At 38.1% G+C, this 18,580-nt stretch carries 18 protein-coding genes; 5 read left to right on the top strand and 13 right to left on the bottom strand.

The genetic code is table 11. The annotated features are described in order from the left end of the window. Positions 1 to 306: 306 nt before the first annotated feature. On the bottom strand, positions 307 to 966 hold the full coding sequence (locus PQ474_RS24020) for a tyrosine-type recombinase/integrase (RefSeq protein ID WP_273848108.1): 660 nt from the start codon (positions 964 to 966) through the stop codon (positions 307 to 309). A gap of 134 nt (positions 967 to 1,100) precedes the next feature. On the opposite strand from PQ474_RS24020, the gene PQ474_RS24015 reads away from it, so the two are divergent. Beyond that, positions 1,101 to 1,721 (top strand): NAD(P)-dependent oxidoreductase, encoded by a 621-nt coding sequence (locus PQ474_RS24015; protein ID WP_273848107.1) that lies wholly within the window; start codon positions 1,101 to 1,103, stop codon positions 1,719 to 1,721. 395 nt (positions 1,722 to 2,116) lie between these two features. Here the strand turns inward: PQ474_RS24015 and PQ474_RS24010 are convergent, their stop codons facing one another. Beyond that, a complete protein-coding gene (locus PQ474_RS24010; RefSeq protein WP_273848106.1) occupies positions 2,117 to 2,662 on the bottom strand; it encodes a helix-turn-helix domain-containing protein in 546 nt (181 codons plus the stop codon). Positions 2,663 to 2,818: 156 nt separating this feature from the next. On the opposite strand from PQ474_RS24010, the gene PQ474_RS24005 reads away from it, so the two are divergent. Further along, entirely contained in the window at positions 2,819 to 3,439 is a 621-nt protein-coding gene (locus tag PQ474_RS24005; RefSeq protein WP_273848105.1) for a LysE family translocator, read from the top strand. A 271-nt stretch (positions 3,440 to 3,710) separates the two neighbouring features. Next, a complete protein-coding gene (locus PQ474_RS24000) occupies positions 3,711 to 4,328 on the top strand; it encodes a cell wall hydrolase (RefSeq protein WP_273848104.1) in 618 nt (205 codons plus the stop codon). 427 nt (positions 4,329 to 4,755) lie between these two features. Here PQ474_RS24000 and PQ474_RS23995 read toward each other — a convergent pair whose 3' ends face one another. From PQ474_RS23995 to PQ474_RS23975, 5 genes are all read right to left on the bottom strand, one after another. Beyond that, positions 4,756 to 6,039: a TRAP transporter large permease gene (locus PQ474_RS23995; protein WP_273848103.1), complete on the bottom strand. Its 1,284-nt coding sequence runs from the start codon at positions 6,037 to 6,039 to the stop codon at positions 4,756 to 4,758. A 1-nt stretch (position 6,040) separates the two neighbouring features. Next, positions 6,041 to 6,523, bottom strand: a complete 483-nt coding sequence (locus tag PQ474_RS23990; RefSeq protein ID WP_273848102.1) for a TRAP transporter small permease — start codon at positions 6,521 to 6,523, stop codon at positions 6,041 to 6,043. Positions 6,524 to 6,629: 106 nt separating this feature from the next. Then, positions 6,630 to 7,688: a C4-dicarboxylate TRAP transporter substrate-binding protein gene (locus PQ474_RS23985; RefSeq protein ID WP_273848101.1), complete on the bottom strand. Its 1,059-nt coding sequence runs from the start codon at positions 7,686 to 7,688 to the stop codon at positions 6,630 to 6,632. 291 nt (positions 7,689 to 7,979) lie between these two features. Further along, positions 7,980 to 9,155 carry a UxaA family hydrolase gene (locus PQ474_RS23980; RefSeq protein WP_390187390.1) on the bottom strand — a complete coding sequence of 392 codons (1,176 nt, stop codon included), beginning with the start codon at positions 9,153 to 9,155 and terminating at the stop codon, positions 7,980 to 7,982. Next, complete coding sequence (locus tag PQ474_RS23975; RefSeq protein ID WP_337956405.1) at positions 9,142 to 9,462, bottom strand: UxaA family hydrolase; 321 nt, start codon at positions 9,460 to 9,462, stop codon at positions 9,142 to 9,144. The genes PQ474_RS23980 and PQ474_RS23975 overlap by 14 nt, the downstream gene beginning before the upstream one ends. A 374-nt stretch (positions 9,463 to 9,836) precedes the next feature. On the opposite strand from PQ474_RS23975, the gene PQ474_RS23970 reads away from it, so the two are divergent. Then, positions 9,837 to 10,541, top strand: a complete 705-nt coding sequence (locus PQ474_RS23970; protein WP_273848099.1) for a FadR/GntR family transcriptional regulator — start codon at positions 9,837 to 9,839, stop codon at positions 10,539 to 10,541. A gap of 442 nt (positions 10,542 to 10,983) precedes the next feature. On the opposite strand, the gene PQ474_RS23965 is transcribed toward PQ474_RS23970, so the two are convergent. The 6 genes from PQ474_RS23965 to PQ474_RS23940 all read right to left on the bottom strand — a co-directional run bounded on the left by PQ474_RS23965 (position 10,984) and on the right by PQ474_RS23940 (position 17,387). Then, on the bottom strand, positions 10,984 to 11,874 hold the full coding sequence (locus PQ474_RS23965; protein ID WP_273848109.1) for a fumarylacetoacetate hydrolase family protein: 891 nt from the start codon (positions 11,872 to 11,874) through the stop codon (positions 10,984 to 10,986). A 30-nt stretch (positions 11,875 to 11,904) separates the two neighbouring features. After that, positions 11,905 to 12,675, bottom strand: a complete 771-nt coding sequence (locus PQ474_RS23960; RefSeq protein WP_273848098.1) for an SDR family NAD(P)-dependent oxidoreductase — start codon at positions 12,673 to 12,675, stop codon at positions 11,905 to 11,907. Between the two features lie 196 nt (positions 12,676 to 12,871). Continuing rightward, a complete protein-coding gene (gene gucD / locus PQ474_RS23955; protein WP_273848097.1) occupies positions 12,872 to 14,338 on the bottom strand; it encodes an alpha-ketoglutaric semialdehyde dehydrogenase GucD in 1,467 nt (488 codons plus the stop codon). A gap of 24 nt (positions 14,339 to 14,362) precedes the next feature. After that, a complete protein-coding gene (locus PQ474_RS23950) occupies positions 14,363 to 15,262 on the bottom strand; it encodes a fumarylacetoacetate hydrolase family protein (protein WP_273848096.1) in 900 nt (299 codons plus the stop codon). A gap of 66 nt (positions 15,263 to 15,328) precedes the next feature. After that, entirely contained in the window at positions 15,329 to 16,093 is a 765-nt protein-coding gene (locus PQ474_RS23945) for an IclR family transcriptional regulator (protein ID WP_273848095.1), read from the bottom strand. A gap of 283 nt (positions 16,094 to 16,376) precedes the next feature. Beyond that, positions 16,377 to 17,387, bottom strand: a complete 1,011-nt coding sequence (locus tag PQ474_RS23940; protein ID WP_273848094.1) for a zinc-binding alcohol dehydrogenase family protein — start codon at positions 17,385 to 17,387, stop codon at positions 16,377 to 16,379. Between the two features lie 122 nt (positions 17,388 to 17,509). On the opposite strand from PQ474_RS23940, the gene PQ474_RS23935 reads away from it, so the two are divergent. After that, the gene (locus tag PQ474_RS23935; protein WP_273848093.1) at positions 17,510 to 18,385 is read left to right on the top strand and encodes an AraC family transcriptional regulator; all 876 of its coding nucleotides are present in this window, start codon (positions 17,510 to 17,512) and stop codon (positions 18,383 to 18,385) included. Positions 18,386 to 18,580: the final 195 nt, after the last annotated feature.

Below are 18,580 nucleotides of genomic sequence, written 5' to 3'. Positions count from 1 at the left end.
ATCCTATACTATTGTCTGCATGGTAAAAAAGAACGTGCAAATGAGTTGCTTATGGCTTAATTAAGTTGATAAATGTTAACAAATGGCATTCCGTATCAGCACGGAATGCCATTTTTAAGTTTTCCTCTTTCCTAAACGGCTCCACATAAATTTAAAAAAGCATACTTTTCCGCTTAGGTTACACTACAAAAATGCAATCTATATATGACTTGTTCAAGTATCCTGACCTGTTTAATTTTATTTCTTCGCAAAATCCTCTAAAATAAGATCTTTACTGCACAGTATTTAGTCTAATGACAATCACTTTTATTGAATTAAATATCTTTTATGCTGCTCACGTTTTCTTTCGTGAGTTATTTTTGCATACCTAAGTGTGGTATCTGGCGAACTGTGACCTAACAACTCTTGAATGGCTACGAGCTCAGCTCCATTATTTAATGTTAATGTTGCAAAAGTATGTCTTAAAACATGGGGACTAACTTTGTCTTGCAAACCTGCCCTTTTAGCTATTATTCCTATTTCTCTTTGTATTCCTCGTTTAGATAATCTTCTATAAGGTTTTCTCTCTGTAATCATCAAGGCTTCACAATCATCTTTCCGTTCTTTTAAATATTTATCTAAATGATACATTGCTCTAATGGAAAAATAGACTTCCCTTTGTTTATCACCTTTACCTATAACTAATGTGCTCATATTCTGTTGATTGATATAAGCTTTATTTAATCCATGAACTTCAGATAAACGACAGCCAGTTGCATATAATACTTCTAGAAAGGCACGTTGTCTTACTGTTTCACAGGCTTCTCTTAACATCTCCAGTTCTTGGATTGATAAGGATTGAGGAAGCCGATATTCATCTTTTGGAGCTTTTAATTTCGTAGTTGGATCACGTTTAATATATTCTTCTGAAACTAACCAACTAAAGAAACTCTTTATAATAGATAGCTTCTTTCTGATTGTGCTCATTTTTAAGGTACCATCTTGAGCAGTAAATGACTCTGTTTTTTCACCTGTCTTATTCGACGTAAGCATTATTGAATAAGACAATAATATAGCTTTTATAGTAAAATAGTAGTATTTGCAAAAGGAGGCTCATTCTTATGAATATTTTACTTTCAGGTGCAACTGGACGAGTTGGAAGTCATATAGTTAATTACGCCCTGGACGACAGACATCATGTTACTGTATTAGTTCGTACTCCAGAGAAGATTCAAATAAATAATGAAAATTTAACCATTATTCAAGGGAATGTTTTAAATAAAGAAGATATCGTACATGCAATACATGGAAGTGATGTGGTTATTAGTGCACTAAATACTGATGGTACAACCACTCTATCAGAAAGTATGTCACTTATTATCGAAGCAATGGAAAATGAAGGTACAAAACGAATAATAACTATAGGAACTGCAGGTATCCTGCAAAGTAGAACCACGCCCAATTCTCTGCGTTATCAATCAAGTGAATCAAAGCGTAAGTCAACCCGTGCAGCGAAAGAACATCATAAAGTTTATGATATGCTCAAACAATCAACCCTCGAATGGACGATTGTCTGTCCTACCTACTTGCCGGATGGAGAAAGGATAGGCAAATATCGTATAGAGCGAAATTTTTTGCCGGAGGATGGAGTTGAAATATCCGTACCGGATACATCAGAATTTACATTTAGACAGATTAAAACAAGCGATTATATAAAATCACGTGTAGGTATCGCCTACTAATAATACTCTTATACTACATTCATATTGGATTAAATCGTTTGTTGAAAAAGGAAATGAGATACGGAAACAATCTCCGTTCTTCCACTAAAGCATCCCTTTCTGTCAGATTAAAATATGAATTAGAGTCTTAAAATCACAAGAAAATATAAGTAAAGGAGATGTTGTAAAAATTAACATCTCTTTTTTTACTAATCTGCGACGTTAAACACATTTTTTCACAAAGCCCTCTAAAGATGAAGTTCTTTACTGCGGAGTATTTAGTCAAATACGAAAGACGATTACTTTAAAAGCAATCGTCTTTCGAGGGTTATTCTATAACCAGTATGGTTGGACTACTCAGCAAATAAGTCTGTTGTTTTTTCTTCTTTCTCCATCAACATTTGTTCAACAAAGACTTAAAATGCTGGTGGAGTTACCGAAAATAGAATAGCGGCATTTTTATTGAAATTATTCTCCCATTTATGCTTCATATAAGCTGGTATTTTGACACTATCACCAGTTTCTAATATATATTCTTCATCATTTAAAAACACTTTAATTTTTCCCACTAATACAAAAGCAACTTCTTCCCCTTTATGTTCCAAAAGTTTTTCAGATGAGGATGTATTGGGAGGAACATTCATGATCGCAGTTGCCAGTATTCCAGTAAAATCAGGTGACAATAACTCATACGATAGGTTTTCAACAACCATTTTTTTGCGTTCATTTGATCTAACAACTAAATCTTCGGTGTTAGACTCCTCAAGTAAAAAACTAAAGGTGGGAACATCAAGGGCTTTAGCTAAAACCTTTAGAGTCTGAATTGAAGGATTTGCCAAACCCCGTTCAATTTGACTTAACATTGAAGGTGTTATTTCAGCTATCTTCGCTAATTCTCTGCTGCTCCAACCTTTGACTTTTCTGTATTTCTCTACTTTTTTTCCAATATCTATATTTTCCATCGCTATACTCCTTATAAATAAAGTTAAAGTTAATTTTAATTTAATTTTATTAATTTAAAATTAACAAATAATCAAACCTCCGTTAAACTATACTTAATATATGTTAAATATTATTTTACCAAATGACGTTTTACAAGTCAGTAAGGAGTGGAGAATATGAATGAATTTTTTACGTTTTTAGTCTTATCGTTATTTGTTGTGATGAGCCCTGGTATCGACACAGCACTTATTACAAAAAGGACCATTTCGGACGGAAGAATAGATGGTTATAAAATGGCTCTAGGTATTACAACTGGATCTTTAGTCCATACATTCGCTGCTGCTTTTGGACTTTCGGCTCTTTTGATGCAGTCTGCTGTTGCTTTTGAAATCGTTAAATATGTTGGTGCGATCTACTTGATATACCTCGGATTTTCTTCTTTCATCTCAAGGAAAAAGAAAGCTACGAGTGCTGAAAATCAATATAATGACGAAATGAAAAAGTCGGCTTTTAAACAAGGTCTCTTCTCGAATATACTCAATCCGAAGGTTGCAATGTTCTTCTTAACATTTTTACCCCAATTTGTGAAAACAGGAGAAAACGCAACCCAACAACTTATAATCATGGGTGTTATTTACACACTTCTGTCTATTTCTTGGTTTTTTATCTATGTCTTTTTCATTAATTACTTACGTGAATGGCTAATGTCTCCAAAAGTACAAAGGATAATGGATAAAGCAACGGGACTAGTGTTAATTGGATTTGGATTAAAATTAGCCTTAGATAAACAACATTAAGATAATAAAAAACATTGGGATACCCAATGTTTTTTTACTTTCTTGAGGTAACCCGTCATTTTCCTCTAAACATGAAGACCTTTGTTGCGCAGTATGAGTCTACTACGTAATATAAGAGTGACTCCACAACCTGGCCTAAGAAAAAGCTCCTCCTCCACCCCCATGTAATCTCCTTGTAAACAGATTGTAATAATATTCTATTTTCCTCTTTCATAGGGATGAGTTATAGACAAGCTCACAAACCCAATATGTACTAGGAGGATTATTTTTTATGAAGAAACTAACTTTTGTACTAACATTCCTAGCAGCTCTATGTTTTGCTGCCCCTGCTTTTGCCTATACCGTTCAAGAAGGTGACACCATGTGGAAAATCGCACAAGATAACAGCTTAACATTAGACGAATTAGCGAAGGCTAACCCGCAAATTACAGATCTTGATCTGATTATTATAGGACAGCAAATTAACATACATAAAAACAACAACTCTCCCGAACCAAAAACGGAAAGAAGCAATTCTACAGACATAAGTCTCTCTGAAAAGGAATTCGATCTATTAGCTAGAATTGTACGAGCCGAAGCCCAGACAGAACCTTTCGAAGGAAAAGTAGCGGTGGCTGCTGTTGTTTTAAATAGAGTAGAAAGCTCTCAATTTCCTGATACGATAAAAGAAGTCATTTATGAGCCTAGGCAATTTCAACCCGTTGCCAATGGTCAGATCAATAAATCGGCTGATCAAGAATCCATTGAAGCAGTAGAAGCCGCATTATCAGACATGAGGGATATTTCCGAGGATTCATTATTTTTTTACAACCCAGACATAGCCACAAATCGCTGGCTCGATACAAGAGAAACAACCGTTGTTATTGGGCAACATGTATTTAAAAATTGAGTCTGTTGGTGCCGGGCTAAGCGGTTTGTATAGCGGGGAGGATCACCGTAAATAGATTTCTAGGTATTAAGTTTACGGGGATCACTCTTCCAACAAATTTATTGTAAAACACAGGAATCCTTGAGATATTCAGCAAACCATTGTCGGTATGATAAAAATAGATTTTATAGAAAATTACGACTAGCCCTCTGCTTGAGCGTACGACTTCGTATGGTTTTTACTCTTTAAATTCCTTCACTCAGCTTTCTTTATGGACTAGGAACGCTGTCCCCCTGTCCTTTCGTGATGTTCATATGAATAGATAAAAAAACTGTCTCAAAGGTGAAAATCTTCTGAGACAGTTCTTTTGTATTTATGTCACTGGAAATGCAGAGTTTCCAGTTAACTTAACGCTTCACTTAAAATCCAGACCACTATGCTGCTTTGTTTAATTCAGTATACTTGGCAGCCAAAGTGAAATACTTGGAACAAACGCTAGTAATAAAGCAGCTAATATTAGAATTAATAAAAACGGCCAACTATATTTAATGAACTCTTCTACCTTCGTACCTGTTATCGAACAGGTTGTATACATAATCGTTCCAAGCGGTGGTGTTAATGTTCCAATACTAATACAAACAATAAAGAAAATACCAAAGTGTACTGGATCAATTCCATATTGCTGAATCATTGGCATAAATAAAGGTGTTAAAATGATAATTGAAACGTTCCCTTCGATAAACATTCCAACTATTAATAAGAAGACCAGAACAACGATGAAAAACATGAATGGTGATGACACATGGTTCACCATAAATTCCGTCATTCTTTGTGGAACTTGCTCTAACGTTAAAACCCACGCAAACGCTGAACCCGCAGCAATAATAACTAAAATAGAGGCAGCCGTATGTACTGTTTCGATAAGTGCTTTGACTAGTTGCTTCATTTTCATTTCGCGATAAATGACCAATCCTAAAAATAATGCATAGAATACCGCAATGGCACCAGCTTCCGTTGCACTAAATACTCCGAAACGAATACCACCAATGATGATGATTGGTAGCAGCAACGCTAAAATCGCATCTTTAAATGTAAAGAAAAAAATCTTTTTCGTCACTTTTTCTTTATTTTCAGTCTCAAGCTTATGTTTTTTCGCGTAAAAATGAACGTAGATCATAAAGCTTAAACACAAGACAACCCCTGGCAAAACACCCGCAAGAAATAAACTACCAATCGAGACATTTCCGACATACCCATACATAATCAGGGCAATCCCTGGTGGAATAATTGGTGTTATGAGAGATGTTGATGCTGTTAAGGCTGTTGCAAATGCACGACTATACCCCTTCTTTTCCATTTCTGGAACTAACACTTTTGATTGCATGGCTGCATCCGCGACATTAGAGCCTGACAGTCCTCCCATTAATGTACTTAACACGACATTTACCTGTGCCAATGAGCCAGGCAGACGATTGGTCAAGACTTGTGCAAAACGAAGCATTCTCGATGTGATCCCCGTGTAATTCATCAAAATACCCGCAGCAACGAAGAACACAATGGCAAGTAGAGGAACGGACTCCACTCCGCCTACTAATCTTTGAATCAAAACCGTACTAGAAAAGGCATCCGTAAATAAGAAATAAACAGCTGTACTTACGATTAAAGCAAAAGCAATTGGTACATTTAAGATAAATAAGAGTAATAAAACGCACATTACAACCGTTAAAGCCATCCTAAGACCCTCCCTCTTCCTTGAATTCTAACCGGAGAGACCGAATTAATGATTGAGTAAAATAAATCGCAGTAAACACTCCAGCAATTGGTACAGCTATATTAATCATTTGATAGCTAAGACCGAGGATCGGAGTAACTTTACTAGATGCTTGTAATGTGAAATCTAAACCAAGGTAAATAAAAATATAAAAAAGAACATAATAAATGGCTGCTGCACGAACAATGATACTGATCATTCGTAATGGCCTAGGCAGTTTATTCACAAAATAATCGACCCCGACATGGCTATCACGCTTCATCGCCGAACTAATTCCGATATAAACAAGCCATACAAATAACCCAATGGCAATTTCTTCAACCCATGGTAACGGTTTGTTTAACACATAACGAGAAAACACATTCGTACCAGTCAGCAAGATGATTGCAGAGAGTGCGAAAGTTGCTATTCCGTCATCTATCCAATTAAACCACTTCTTCATCATTATCTCCCCCCTGATACAACATGTTCAAGATCTTGAAGTTAGATGGTTATGGAGATGTGAACGTGAATATGCTCACATCTCCATAACCTTATAAATCTAACCATTCTTAAGGACGATTTTCTAGTAACTCTTGAATTTCTTCATATAAACCAGGTGTCCAAGAAGGGAATGACTCATATACACCTTGAACCAATTCTTTAAAAGGTTCTACATCTACCTCATAGAATTCTACACCTTGTGCTTCAAATTCAGCTAATACTTCCTCCGTTTGTGCATCTAGTACGTTTCTTCCATGTTCACTAGCTTCGTCACCCGTCTCTCTTAAAATTTGAGCGAGATCCTCTGGCATTGTATCAATGAAGCTTGTTCCACCAATCCAAGCCGTAATAAACTTTTGGTGGCCTGTAAAAGAAAGATACTTTGATACCTCGTGTGCTTTTACACCTTGAAGAACAGGAAGTGGGTTTTCTGCTCCATCAACAAGGCCTTGTTGAAGAGAGGTATATAAGTCTCCAAGTGGAGTTGGTGTTGCAGCTGCTCCCATCGCTTCAAATGTTTGAATAGACATTTGGTTATTTGGAACGCGAATCTTTAGTCCTTTTAGATCTTCAGGTGTTTCCACTTTTTCATTCGTCAATAGATGACGCTCCCCATAAACGGTTCTCGTTGTGACGACATCGATGCCTTGTTCACGTAAATCATTTCGTAACCCTTCAAACCACTCTGTTTCAGTTAAGTATAGCAATTCATCTATATCATCTACTAAGTAAGGAGCTGTTAAAATTCCAGCGTCTGGAACATAGTCCATTAAAAAGTCATACCCTGCCAACACAATTACGTTGTTCCCCATTTGTGCTTGCTCTACTACATCTTTCTCAGGGCCTAATTGTGAACTTGGATAAAGCTTTAACTCTAATCTACCATCACTCGCTTCTTCTGCTAGCTCTTTCCACTTTTTCGCTAATTCATCAACTGGCTCACCTGGTTGATTTCCATAAGCGATATTAATTGAATATACTTCGCCTTCAGTTGCTTCTTCTGAAGCTCCCTCAGATGGCTCTGAAATCCCCGAAGAAGTATCACTCGTACCAGAAGAACAGGCTGCAACAAACATGAATAACATAGCTGCAAGTGAAGCAAACATTAACTTACTGACTTTTTTCATCTTTAAACTCCCCTTTTCATAATATAGATTTATATAAAGAGTAGATAACGCTTACATTAAAGTGGATGATCATCTACTCTTTTTTCAACTTTCTGAAATGACCTCACAATATTTAGTAGCTTATGACAACATTATAACAACAAATAGGGAAATAAAAATTGCCTAAATTGCTAATATGTAACTTTTATTGATATTCCTAAATAAAAAATTACAGTGAAACCAACCTAAAAAGCAATCCTTCTATTCTCTTTTCACATAAAATAAACAATATATTATAGAAGCTGAAAACTATTAAAACGTCGGTCCAATTCTCCAAATGCCAAAATCATGTTGTTTAAGTATCTCTGCTTTGGTTAATTTACCTGAGCTCACCATGCCGATCTCAGATAAAATTCGTTTTCCTACCTCTTCAACTGTTTCGGTCCCTTCAATGATGGTACCAGCATTTAAATCCATGTTCTCACGCATTTTTTCAAACATGCCCGTATTGGTAGATATTTTAATGACTGGTGCAATCGGTGATCCAGTAGGGGTTCCTCTTCCACTTGTAAATAAAACAACTTGAGCTCCACCAGCAACCATTCCAGTTAATTGTTCAATATCATGTCCGGGTGTATCCATCCAAACCAATCCTTTTTCCGTTGGCTCTTCCGCATAATTAATCAACTCATTTAGTGGACTTTTCCCAGCTTTATTTGCGGCTCCCAGTGATTTTTCCTCAAGTGAACTTAATCCACCTTTGATATTTCCTGGGCTAGGATTTCCAGTTCGGATATCTACGCCCATTTGAATCGAACGATTTTCCATGGCTTCGATCACTTCATATACACGTTTTGCAACTTGATCATTTTTAGCTCGATTAGCTAATAAATGTTCTGCTCCGATAAGCTCGGTTGTTTCCGCTAGTATCGACGTTCCGCCGAATTCGACAATCATGTCGCTAACCGCTCCTACAGCTGGGTTCGCTGACAATCCAGAACAGGCATCTGAACCGCCGCATTCCGTTCCAATGATGAGCTCACTGAAATCGCACCATTCCTTCATTTGCATCGATGCTTCTTGGACGAGCTTCGTCGCCGCTTTAGCCCCTTCTGCAATCGCATCTAATGTTCCGCCATGCTCTTGAATTGAAACGGTAATAACTGGTTTCCCAGACTTCGCAATTTCTCCTGCAACACTTTTTGCCTGATGAGTTTCACAACCCAATCCTAACACAACGACACCGTAGACATTTGGATTTTTTCCCATCCCTACATATGTACGAAACGTTTGCTCGTAATCGACTCCTACCTGAGCGCATCCGTGTTGATGGATAAAACTAACCGTTCCATGAACAAGCTCGGTAATTTGTTTTGCTGTTTGTGTCGCACACGTGATTGTTGGAAGAATTAACACATGGTTGCGGACACCCACCTTTCCGTCACTACGTCTATATCCTAAAAATTGTCCTTCTTTAATCTGTAACAACTTTATCACCTCTTCCTCTAGTTCCTTCTAGATTGTGAACATGTACATGCTCACCTTCCTCAATATTTTTTAAAGCTCTGCCTATGACTTCACCATATTTCATAATGTCTGATCCTGCTTTAATTGGTCTGATTGAAAATTTGTGGCCAAATTCAATCGTTTCTTTTAATAAAATGGTAATAGATTCTTTTGACGGGACATTAACCTCAACTTGAATTCCAGCTGCAATTTCTTGTAAGGCAACTGCAACGCTGTCCTCTGGTCTCATAACAATGGTTCGAAATTTACTATTACTCAACTTACTCACTCCTCTCTATGTATGTAAAACTCTAGTATTCTTTTACAACGCCTCATTTGGTATTGTGGTAGTACCAAGATAGCGTAATAAAAGACCTCATTTTCGGAGGTGTGAAAATACCGGTAAATGCACAAAATTACAAACCCTCTATTACAACTTGCATTTTTAAGCGCTTTCAATGAGTTTCCGTGGTAGTACCAGTACACTAAAAATATATCATGAGTTTTATAGGTTTACAACTAATTTTTAGTTTTTTCTAAATATTTTTTCAATAAAATTAATTTCGATTGTATTGGTGATATTTTTATAGAATCTATATGTATATCTGCTTTTTTGTGGTATTTTGGTAGTACCAAATTATCAAACTTAAGAGGTGATGAAACTTGGTCAAAATTAATCCTGTTAAGAGAGTAACCGTTACAGAGCAAATTATGGAACAAATGGCTTCTTGGATCACCACCAATCAACTAAAACCCGGTGATAAGCTTCCAAATGAACGTTTATTAGCTGAAGAGTTCGGGGTCAATCGTGGACGGATCCGTGAATCGTTACGCGCCCTCGCTCTCATTGGTTTGATTACGATCAAACCTGGTGAAGGTAGCTATGTCAGCAAACGCGAATCCCCTATTCCAGCTGAAACGATTTCGTGGATGTATTATAACGAGATTAACAACATGGAAGAGATTTATGCAGCGAGGAAACTGATTGAGTCAGAAGTATATTATGAAGCTTCCCAGCACATGTCCGATGAAGAGATCCAAGTTTTAGAAGACATTTTAAACAAGTTGAAAAGCTTTGATAAAAGAAATAAAGACTCCGAAGCTTTCCAAGAGCTTCTAGATGAATTTGACCTACACATGGGACTTTGCAGCAGCAACAAAATTTACAGCAAATTGATGCAAACGATCGTTCATTTGCGTCATCACAGTATGGTTAAAATACTCAATATCCCAGGCGCGATGAAAAATAGTATTGACTCAAGAACCATGCTATTAGCTGCGATAAAAGAAAGAAACGCCGATCAAGTTAAGGAAGCTATTGACCTGAACTTCACAAGAGCGAAACAATTATATAAACAGATGGAATAAACTCAGTAGTAAGCCCTTTTAGAAGGGCTTTTTTGATTCTGCTGCAAAAAAGATTTAACATTTAGGAGTAGAGTTAACAACCATTTTAGCAACACAAATACACCGGATTTATTGGTTAGAGGTAGAAAGGCATTGATCAGACCTTTGATGGAGCAATCCTTCTTAAAATGTGTGCAACTAACCTTCGTCTTGCCTATGAAGGACTTTTCCTTCTTCATAAAGCGAGCAATGACCTTCATCTCAACTATGAAAGACCCATCCTTCTTTGGAAAGCGAGGAGCCGACCTTCAGTAGCTCCCTTAAAGACCAAATCTCTGTAGAAAAATTCTTTCTACCTGTGTGAAAACCATGAAACACCAATTTAAAATAAGAGACGAAAATCAGTACGATTCTCGTCTCTACTTTGTATGTTATTTCGTTTCTCCTCTGTATCGAGCGATCATTAAACTTCTTGTTTAAACGTATTCGTCAACCTGCCAAGCTTCTCAATTTCAATCGTTACTTCATCGCCGTCTTGTAAATAAACTCTCTGAGCTTCAGGCATACCTAATGCCACCCCTTCAGGAGTACCTGTTAAAATAATATCCCCTGGGTTTAATGTCATATGATCGGAAATGTAGCTAACAATTTCATCGCATTTAAAAACCATGTCAGAAGTATTTGAGTTTTGACGGATTTCTCCATTCACCATCGCTTTAATCGCTAAATCATTTGGATTCTCGATCTCATCACTTGTTACGAGATAGGGTCCAAGAGGGCTAAAGCCATCCAAGCATTTGCCTAATAGCCATTGATTCGTACGGAATTGCAAATCTCTAGATGACAAATCATTGACATTGCAATAGCCAAATACATAATCAAGTGCGTCTTCTTGTGCAATACGCTTCGCCTTTTTCCCTACTACAATAACAAGCTCTGCTTCATAATCATTCTCTTTCGAATTAAAAGGTAGATGAATTACCTCATTATGAGCGGCAACCGTATTATCAAATTTATTGAATAAAACTGGATAATCAGGAATTGGCATATTGGACTCTTCCGCATGTTTTCGATAATTTAAGCCAACACAAATCATTTTACCCGGCTTCGGTACTGCTGGTCCTAGTTGTAATTCCTCTTCGTTAAGAAAGTATGATTGTGATTGCTGCTCAAGTGCTGCTTTTACTAAAGCGTCTAAAACCTCAAGTGATCCCTCGTTTTCAATTACTTCTGCAATCGTTACAGGTGCTGCTGTTGACAGAGCACTAGCTGCTTTTTCTACATCTAATACTCCTTTGTCCGTCTTAATACCTAGCTTCAGTTTGCTATCTTCTTTAAAGGTTAATAGTTTCATCATACACTCCTCCTCTTCATGCTATGTAGATTAACTTGATTTTCCATTAACAACCCCGCCGTCAATCATAAATGGGGTTCCCATCATAAATTTCGATTCATCTGATGCTAAATAAAGGGCTGCGTAAGCAACATCAATTGGCTTTCCTAGATCGCCGCTTAGCTGCCTTTCTTTTATCTTCGCAATAGCTGCATCTCGATTTGGCTCTCTTGATAAATAATCTTCAACAAACGGTGTATAAATCGTTCCTGGCATCAACGCATTAACGCGAATATTATAAGGCGCATAGTCGACCTGCATCGATTTTGTCAGCGAAAGAATTGCACCTTTGCTTGCGGCATAGGACGCTCTGTTTGCAAGGCCGATCTCGGCAATACAGGAAGACATGTTAATAATCGATCCACTATTTTGTTTCATCATCAGCGGCAAGATCGCTTTCGATACTAGGAAGACACCTGTAACATTAACATCGAAGACCTTTTTCCATGTTTCAAGCTCAATCGAATGTAGCTGCCCTACTCCACTAATTCCTGCATTATTAAATAAAACATCAATGGTCTTACAGTGGTTTCTGATGGCTTCTACCATTTTTGCAACACTGACCTCATTTGTCACATCGACTTCTACAAACAAAGCCTTTCCATTGTTTTCATGAATTTCTTGTAGGGTTTCTCTGCCGATATCTTCATTTATATCAGCCACAATGACCTCGGCACCTTCTTTTGCAAACAACAATGCCGTTTCTTTTCCAATCCCAGAACCAGCCCCTGTTACTAGAGCAACTTTATTTTTAAGTCTCACTAGAGGCCCTCCTTTAGTTAGCTATTAAACGCTTTCAAAGTATACAAGCAAAAAGTAACAATATCAGAGGTACCCTGGTACTACCACAAAATTAATTTACCATCTTTTCCGTTAATAATCAATATGAAACATGTGAAAATCTTCTAAATAAACGATAAAAAGCCTCTCCTCATCTTACGGAGAGACTTTTCACTTTTTAGCCTTTCACAAACACAGTCTTAATCGACGTAAAAAATTCGATTGCAGCTTGCCCCTGCTCTCTGGAATGCGAACTAGATTGCTTCATTCCGCCAAATGGAGCTTGTAATTCAACCCCTGCACTTTCTGCATTGATTCGTACAAGACCTGCGTCCATGTCATTGATAAACGTCAACATCTTTTGGATGTTCGTAGTAAAAATAGAGGCACTTAACCCGTAATTCACGTCATTTGCAACTGTTAACGCTTCATCTAATGAATCCACTTTCATTAACGCAAGAACCGGTCCGAAAATCTCCTCCTGCGCAATCGTCATATCAGTTGTTACATTCTCAAAGACCGTTGGCTCGACAAAGAATCCATTCGCACACTCCTGGTCGAGGATGCGATTGCCTCCAAGAAGCAAGGTGGCTCCTTCTTCTTTTCCTTTTTCAATATACGATAAAACAGTATTCAGTTGACTTTCACTCGCACTTGGGCCCATCCAAACTCCTTCTTCAAGACCATTGCCAACCTTAATTTCTTTTACTTGATTTAATAGTTTCTCTTTAAACGTATCATAGACAGAGCTATGAACAATGACACGACTGGTCGCCGTACATTTTTGTCCAGTTGAACGAAGACCGCCGCTAATCGTCGCCTCGACAGCTAAATCTAAATCAGCATCCTCCGCCACAATCACCGGATTTTTTCCACCCATTTCAAGCTGGTATTTCGCACCGCGAGCTAAAACTCCTTGACCGACTTGTTTACCAACCGTATCAGAACCCGTAAACGTAATTCCGTTTATACCTGGGTGATCAACAAGTCCTTGACCAATTACGGACCCGGAACCGGTAATAAAGTTAACCACACCATTTGGCAGCTTTGCCTCTTCAAAGCAAGCAATCACTTTCGCTGCCGTAACGGCTGCTTCCTGAGCTGGTTTTAATACAATTGTATTTCCATAAATAAGGGCTGGTGCCATCTTCCAAATCGGGATTGCAACAGGGAAGTTCCAAGGTGTAATAACCCCTACGACCCCTAATGGAACTCGACTTGTAAACATAAGCGCACTAGAATCGGTTGAAGGAATCACATCGCCAACCTTTCTCATTCCTTCCCCCGCATAATATCGAAGGATCGCAACACCACGAGCTGTTTCTCCTTTTGCCTCTGGTAATGTTTTCCCCATTTCACGCGTCATGGTTTCTGCAATATCCTCAAGACGTGATTCCATAATATCAGCGACTTTATAAAGATAGCTTCCACGCTCGGCACCAGAAAGCTTTCCCCAAGCCTTTTGTGCTGCCTTTGCGGCTTCCACAACAGTATCTAAATCTTCTTTTGTTGATTTTTGTAAATACCCGACAATCTCATTTTGGTTGGCTGGGTTAATGCTTGCTGCTACTTCTGAGCTAGAAGCGCTTATCCATGATCCGTTTACAAAATTTAAATACGTCTCTACATCTGTTTTTGTTACCATTTTCTATTCCTCCCGAAATCGTTTTTATTTTACCGTTTGAGCAACCTGACTTTTGACTGGGTTCGTTAAACTCCCAATTCCAGAAATTAGAATTTCGATTTGATCGCCATCAGCTAACGTAAATTCATTTGGCGGAACGATACACGTTCCCGTTAGCAATACAGTTCCTGGAAACACGATGTTATCTCTTTTCAGGAAACCAACTAACTCATCAAACGTACGCTTTAATTGATTCGTACTAGCTGACCCTTCTACGACGAGTTCTTCGTTGCGATAGATTTTGCATGTGATTTCAAATTGGTAGGGGTCCTCAACGGTTTCAGCTAAGAGAATCGCTGGACCGATCGAGCAAGAATGAGACCAGAGTTTCGCCTGAGGTAAATAAAGCGGGTTTTCCCCTTCAATGTCGCGGCAGCTCATATCATTTCCGATGGTATAGCCGATGATTTCTCCTTCTCCGCTTAAGACAAGACCTAATTCTGGCTCTGGAATCTGCCAGTTAGAGTCACTTCGCAAGAACAAGTCTCCATCTGGACCAATGGTTCTCTCCTTCGTGGATTTAAAGAAAATTTCAGGCCGCTCTGCATCATATACCTTGTCATAAAATGTATTCGCATCAAGTTTTCCGTTTGTGGCTTCATAGTTACGAGCTTCCTTGCTCTTTTGATACGTCACACCCGATGCCCAAACTTCCGGTGCTTCAATCGGTACGAGTAATTTCAATTCTTGTAAACTTTCATTTAGTGGAAGACTGTCAGCAATCAATTCTTGAATGAATTCAACAGGTTTGATTTGTTTCACTTTTGCCTCAGCTACGACTTCTAATAAACTATTGAAAGGTAATGGATACACTTGGTTTTGATCAGTAATGGCTGCTAATGTTGGACTTTGCGATTGCTTCTCTTCATATCGGATAATTCTCATCAAAGTTCCCTCCAATTTGTTTTATAATATAAAACAGAGTTTTTATATATGTGTATACGAGACACATTAGTTCTCGTACCCATAACCTAATTTTGCTGATAACTTGCTTGCTTCTTCTTTTAACAAATCAATTTGCCATTGAATTTGTTCCTCATTAAACCTCATAACAGGACTTGAAATACTCATCGCGGCTACGACTTCACCTGTGTAATTTTTCACTGGAATCGCCACGCAATTGACCCCCGGCTCATTTTCTTGATTATCCCGTGAAAACCCATGCTTCCTAACGGTTTCAAGCTCTTTTAAAAAATCTTCTTTATTCGTAATCGTATGCTCCGTTCGATAAGCAAAATCGTAATCTTTGAGGATACTGTCAATTTCTTCGAGAGACTTAAAGGCGACTAACGCTTTCCCTACACTGCTACAATGGATCGGGATTCGTCTGCCGATTCTAGAATAAAGAGCACTGGAGGTTATCCCCTCCACTTTATCAATATAGACCCCTTCTTTTCCGTCTAAAACAACTAAATGAACAGTTTGCTGGGTTTCTTTGGTCAAGGCTTGTAAATGAGGTTTAGCTAATTCTCTTATATCTAAACTTTGAATGACTAAATTCCCGCGCTCAAATAATTTCATTCCTAAGCGATACTTGCCATTATCGGGATTCTGTTCAATATAGCCGTGCTTTTGCAACGTCTTTAATAGCGAATGAACAGTGCTTTTATGAAGCATTAATCGTTCACTAATATCGGTAATTTTCAACTCTTTTTCGTACTCATCAAACAGTTCTAAAATATGTAAAGCTCGATCAACTGATTGAATTATAGGCATTAAGGCTCCCCCTCGATGTAGATCTTAACCATTAGGATATCACACATAGGTGACTTTCTTAAAAGGTTAAAGCATTTTATGTACGAATTGTAATCAGTTAAACTCGAACTTTATAAACTACCACTCCTCTCTCCTATTCAAAGTTGAGTTAGTTGATCACTTTGTTCTATATTATAAAACTAAGTTTTCAAATCACTAACTTCATTTGTAGTATATTTGAAACCCCTTTCAAAGTCAATTAACTTTTTTCATTTTTCAAACTTTAAAAGCAGACACTTTCTACTTATCTCTCAATGACGCCTTTAATGACTTTCGAAGCTGGATCAAACAATGTTTCAAAATCAGTGACAAGTCTCGCAAAAGGAATGCGGTTTGTTATGAGTTCATTGATGTTCACCTGTTTTTGTTCTATACAGCTAATGACGTACTTGAAATCATCAATCGTTGCATTTCGGCTTGCCAATAAGCTCATTTCTCGTTTATGAAATTCCGGATCATGAAACGAAATATCCTCCTTTACTAAACCAACATAAATCAATTGGCCTCCATGACTGACAAAGTTAAAAGCGTTCATCATCGAATGCTTGTTTCCTGTCGCATCAAAGACGACCTGTGGAAAATCTCCATCCGTAATCTTTGCCAATGCTGCTTCAGGCTCCTCTAATGCGTTGATTGTATAGTCAACCTCTGCCCAGCTTTTACAAAACTCTAAACGATTATGATTGATGTCCATCGCAATCACTGTTGCGCCGGTTAATTTGGCGAACCTCATCACAGCTAACCCAATTGGCCCTGCCCCTATGACTAAAGCCACTTGATCCTTTGATAGATTCGATCTCCTAACAGCATGTGCTCCGATACTAAGCGGTTCAACCATGGCCGCTTCATCCAGACTAATCTGATCCACTTTCAACACATGATTCTCAGGCACTCTGATTATTTCCTTCATACCACCATCTAGATGAACCCCTAATACTTTCATATCCGTACAACAATTTGGCTTTCCATTGCGGCAAGCGATACAGGTTCCACATTCCAAATATGGAATTACGGTTACTTGATCCCCCACTGTTAAGGCACTATCCGTATCAGCTTCGAACACGACCCCAGCCAGCTCATGCCCTAGCACTCTCGGATACGTAAAGAAAGGTTGGTTGCCTCGATACGCATGAAGATCAGTCCCACAGATCCCGATTCTTTTGATCTCAATTAATACCTCTCCGACCGATCGCTCGGTAAGCTCTTCTGTTTTTTCTATTAATACGTTTGGTTCTTGGCAGCTGATCACTCTCATGTTTTTTCCCCCATTCATTTATTCACCTTTGTCACCATTATAACAACAATATCAGAAATAAAAATTGCCATCATTGCGAATTTATACCTTTTATTGATATTCTTATAGAAGGAGGAATGAACATGAAACCGATTCAAAAAACGTTTGATTCTAAAATTGTATTTCCTTTTTACATCAACTATCAGGATAAAAAAGAGCCCGATCATGAACTGCCTACTCACTTCCATGATTGGTATGAAATCGTCTTTGTCTACAGTGGGAAAGGGACCTTCTTCATTAACAATGCTTTTTATGATATGGAGGCCTCTAACCTATTTATCTTGCCCGGCAATATCATTCATCATGCGATCCCAAATAAAGAGAACCCTGTTACTTCAACGGCAGTCTTTTTCCATCCACTTTTGGTTCAGGATGATGCGATTCGTAACTCTGCTTTTTCCTATTTACAGCTCTTTGATGAGAGTACGAGACTCAATCAATTTCGGTATACATTAGATTCAGTCCAGCAAGAGGAAACGATCAAGGCTCTTTCAGGGATTCACCAAGAAACATCTGATCAAAAGAACGGCTATCAACAAGCCATCCAATTACAGCTTAAAATGATGTTATTATTCTTTAATCGCTCAATCCTGCACCAACAAAAAGTCGAAACGACCAAACAGACAATCCCAGTTTGGCTAAAAGAGGTATTAACTTATTTAGAAGAGTCTTTCACAACTGAAGTGAATCTGCAAACCCTAGCAGATCACGGAGACATTAGCCCTGCTCATCTAAGCCGGGTGTTTAAGCAAATGACCGGCTTGAATATCTCTGAATACATTACCAAAAAGCGGATCATAAAAGCGAAGGATTTATTACTGAAAACAAAAGAGAATGTAGCTACGATTGCTGAAGCATGTGGGTTTGAGAGTCTACCACATTTTTACCGGACGTTTAAAAAGAAGGTGGGCTGTTCGCCAGCGCAATATAGGAGGATGGAGAAGCAAGTGGAGGAATAGGGTTTTTAACGGGGAATCAGAGGGACGGTTCTATCAGGGGACAATCGGAAGTTTTGCGTGAAAGAAGGCACAACTAGCGGATTTTATCTGCTCGTTGTGCCTTTATCTTTTCCTATACGAATCAATTTCATAAAGCCTATCTCATGAATCATACAAGAATCCAATTTTCATTTTATTGATTTTAAAAATGGATTT

It is taken from the genome of Halalkalibacter alkalisediminis (assembly GCF_028610705.1).
GTDB classification, from domain to species: domain Bacteria; phylum Bacillota; class Bacilli; order Bacillales; family Bacillaceae_D; genus Halalkalibacter; species Halalkalibacter alkalisediminis.
Note: the sequence above shows the minus strand (reverse complement) of the source record. Positions and strands in the feature narration are given on the sequence as shown.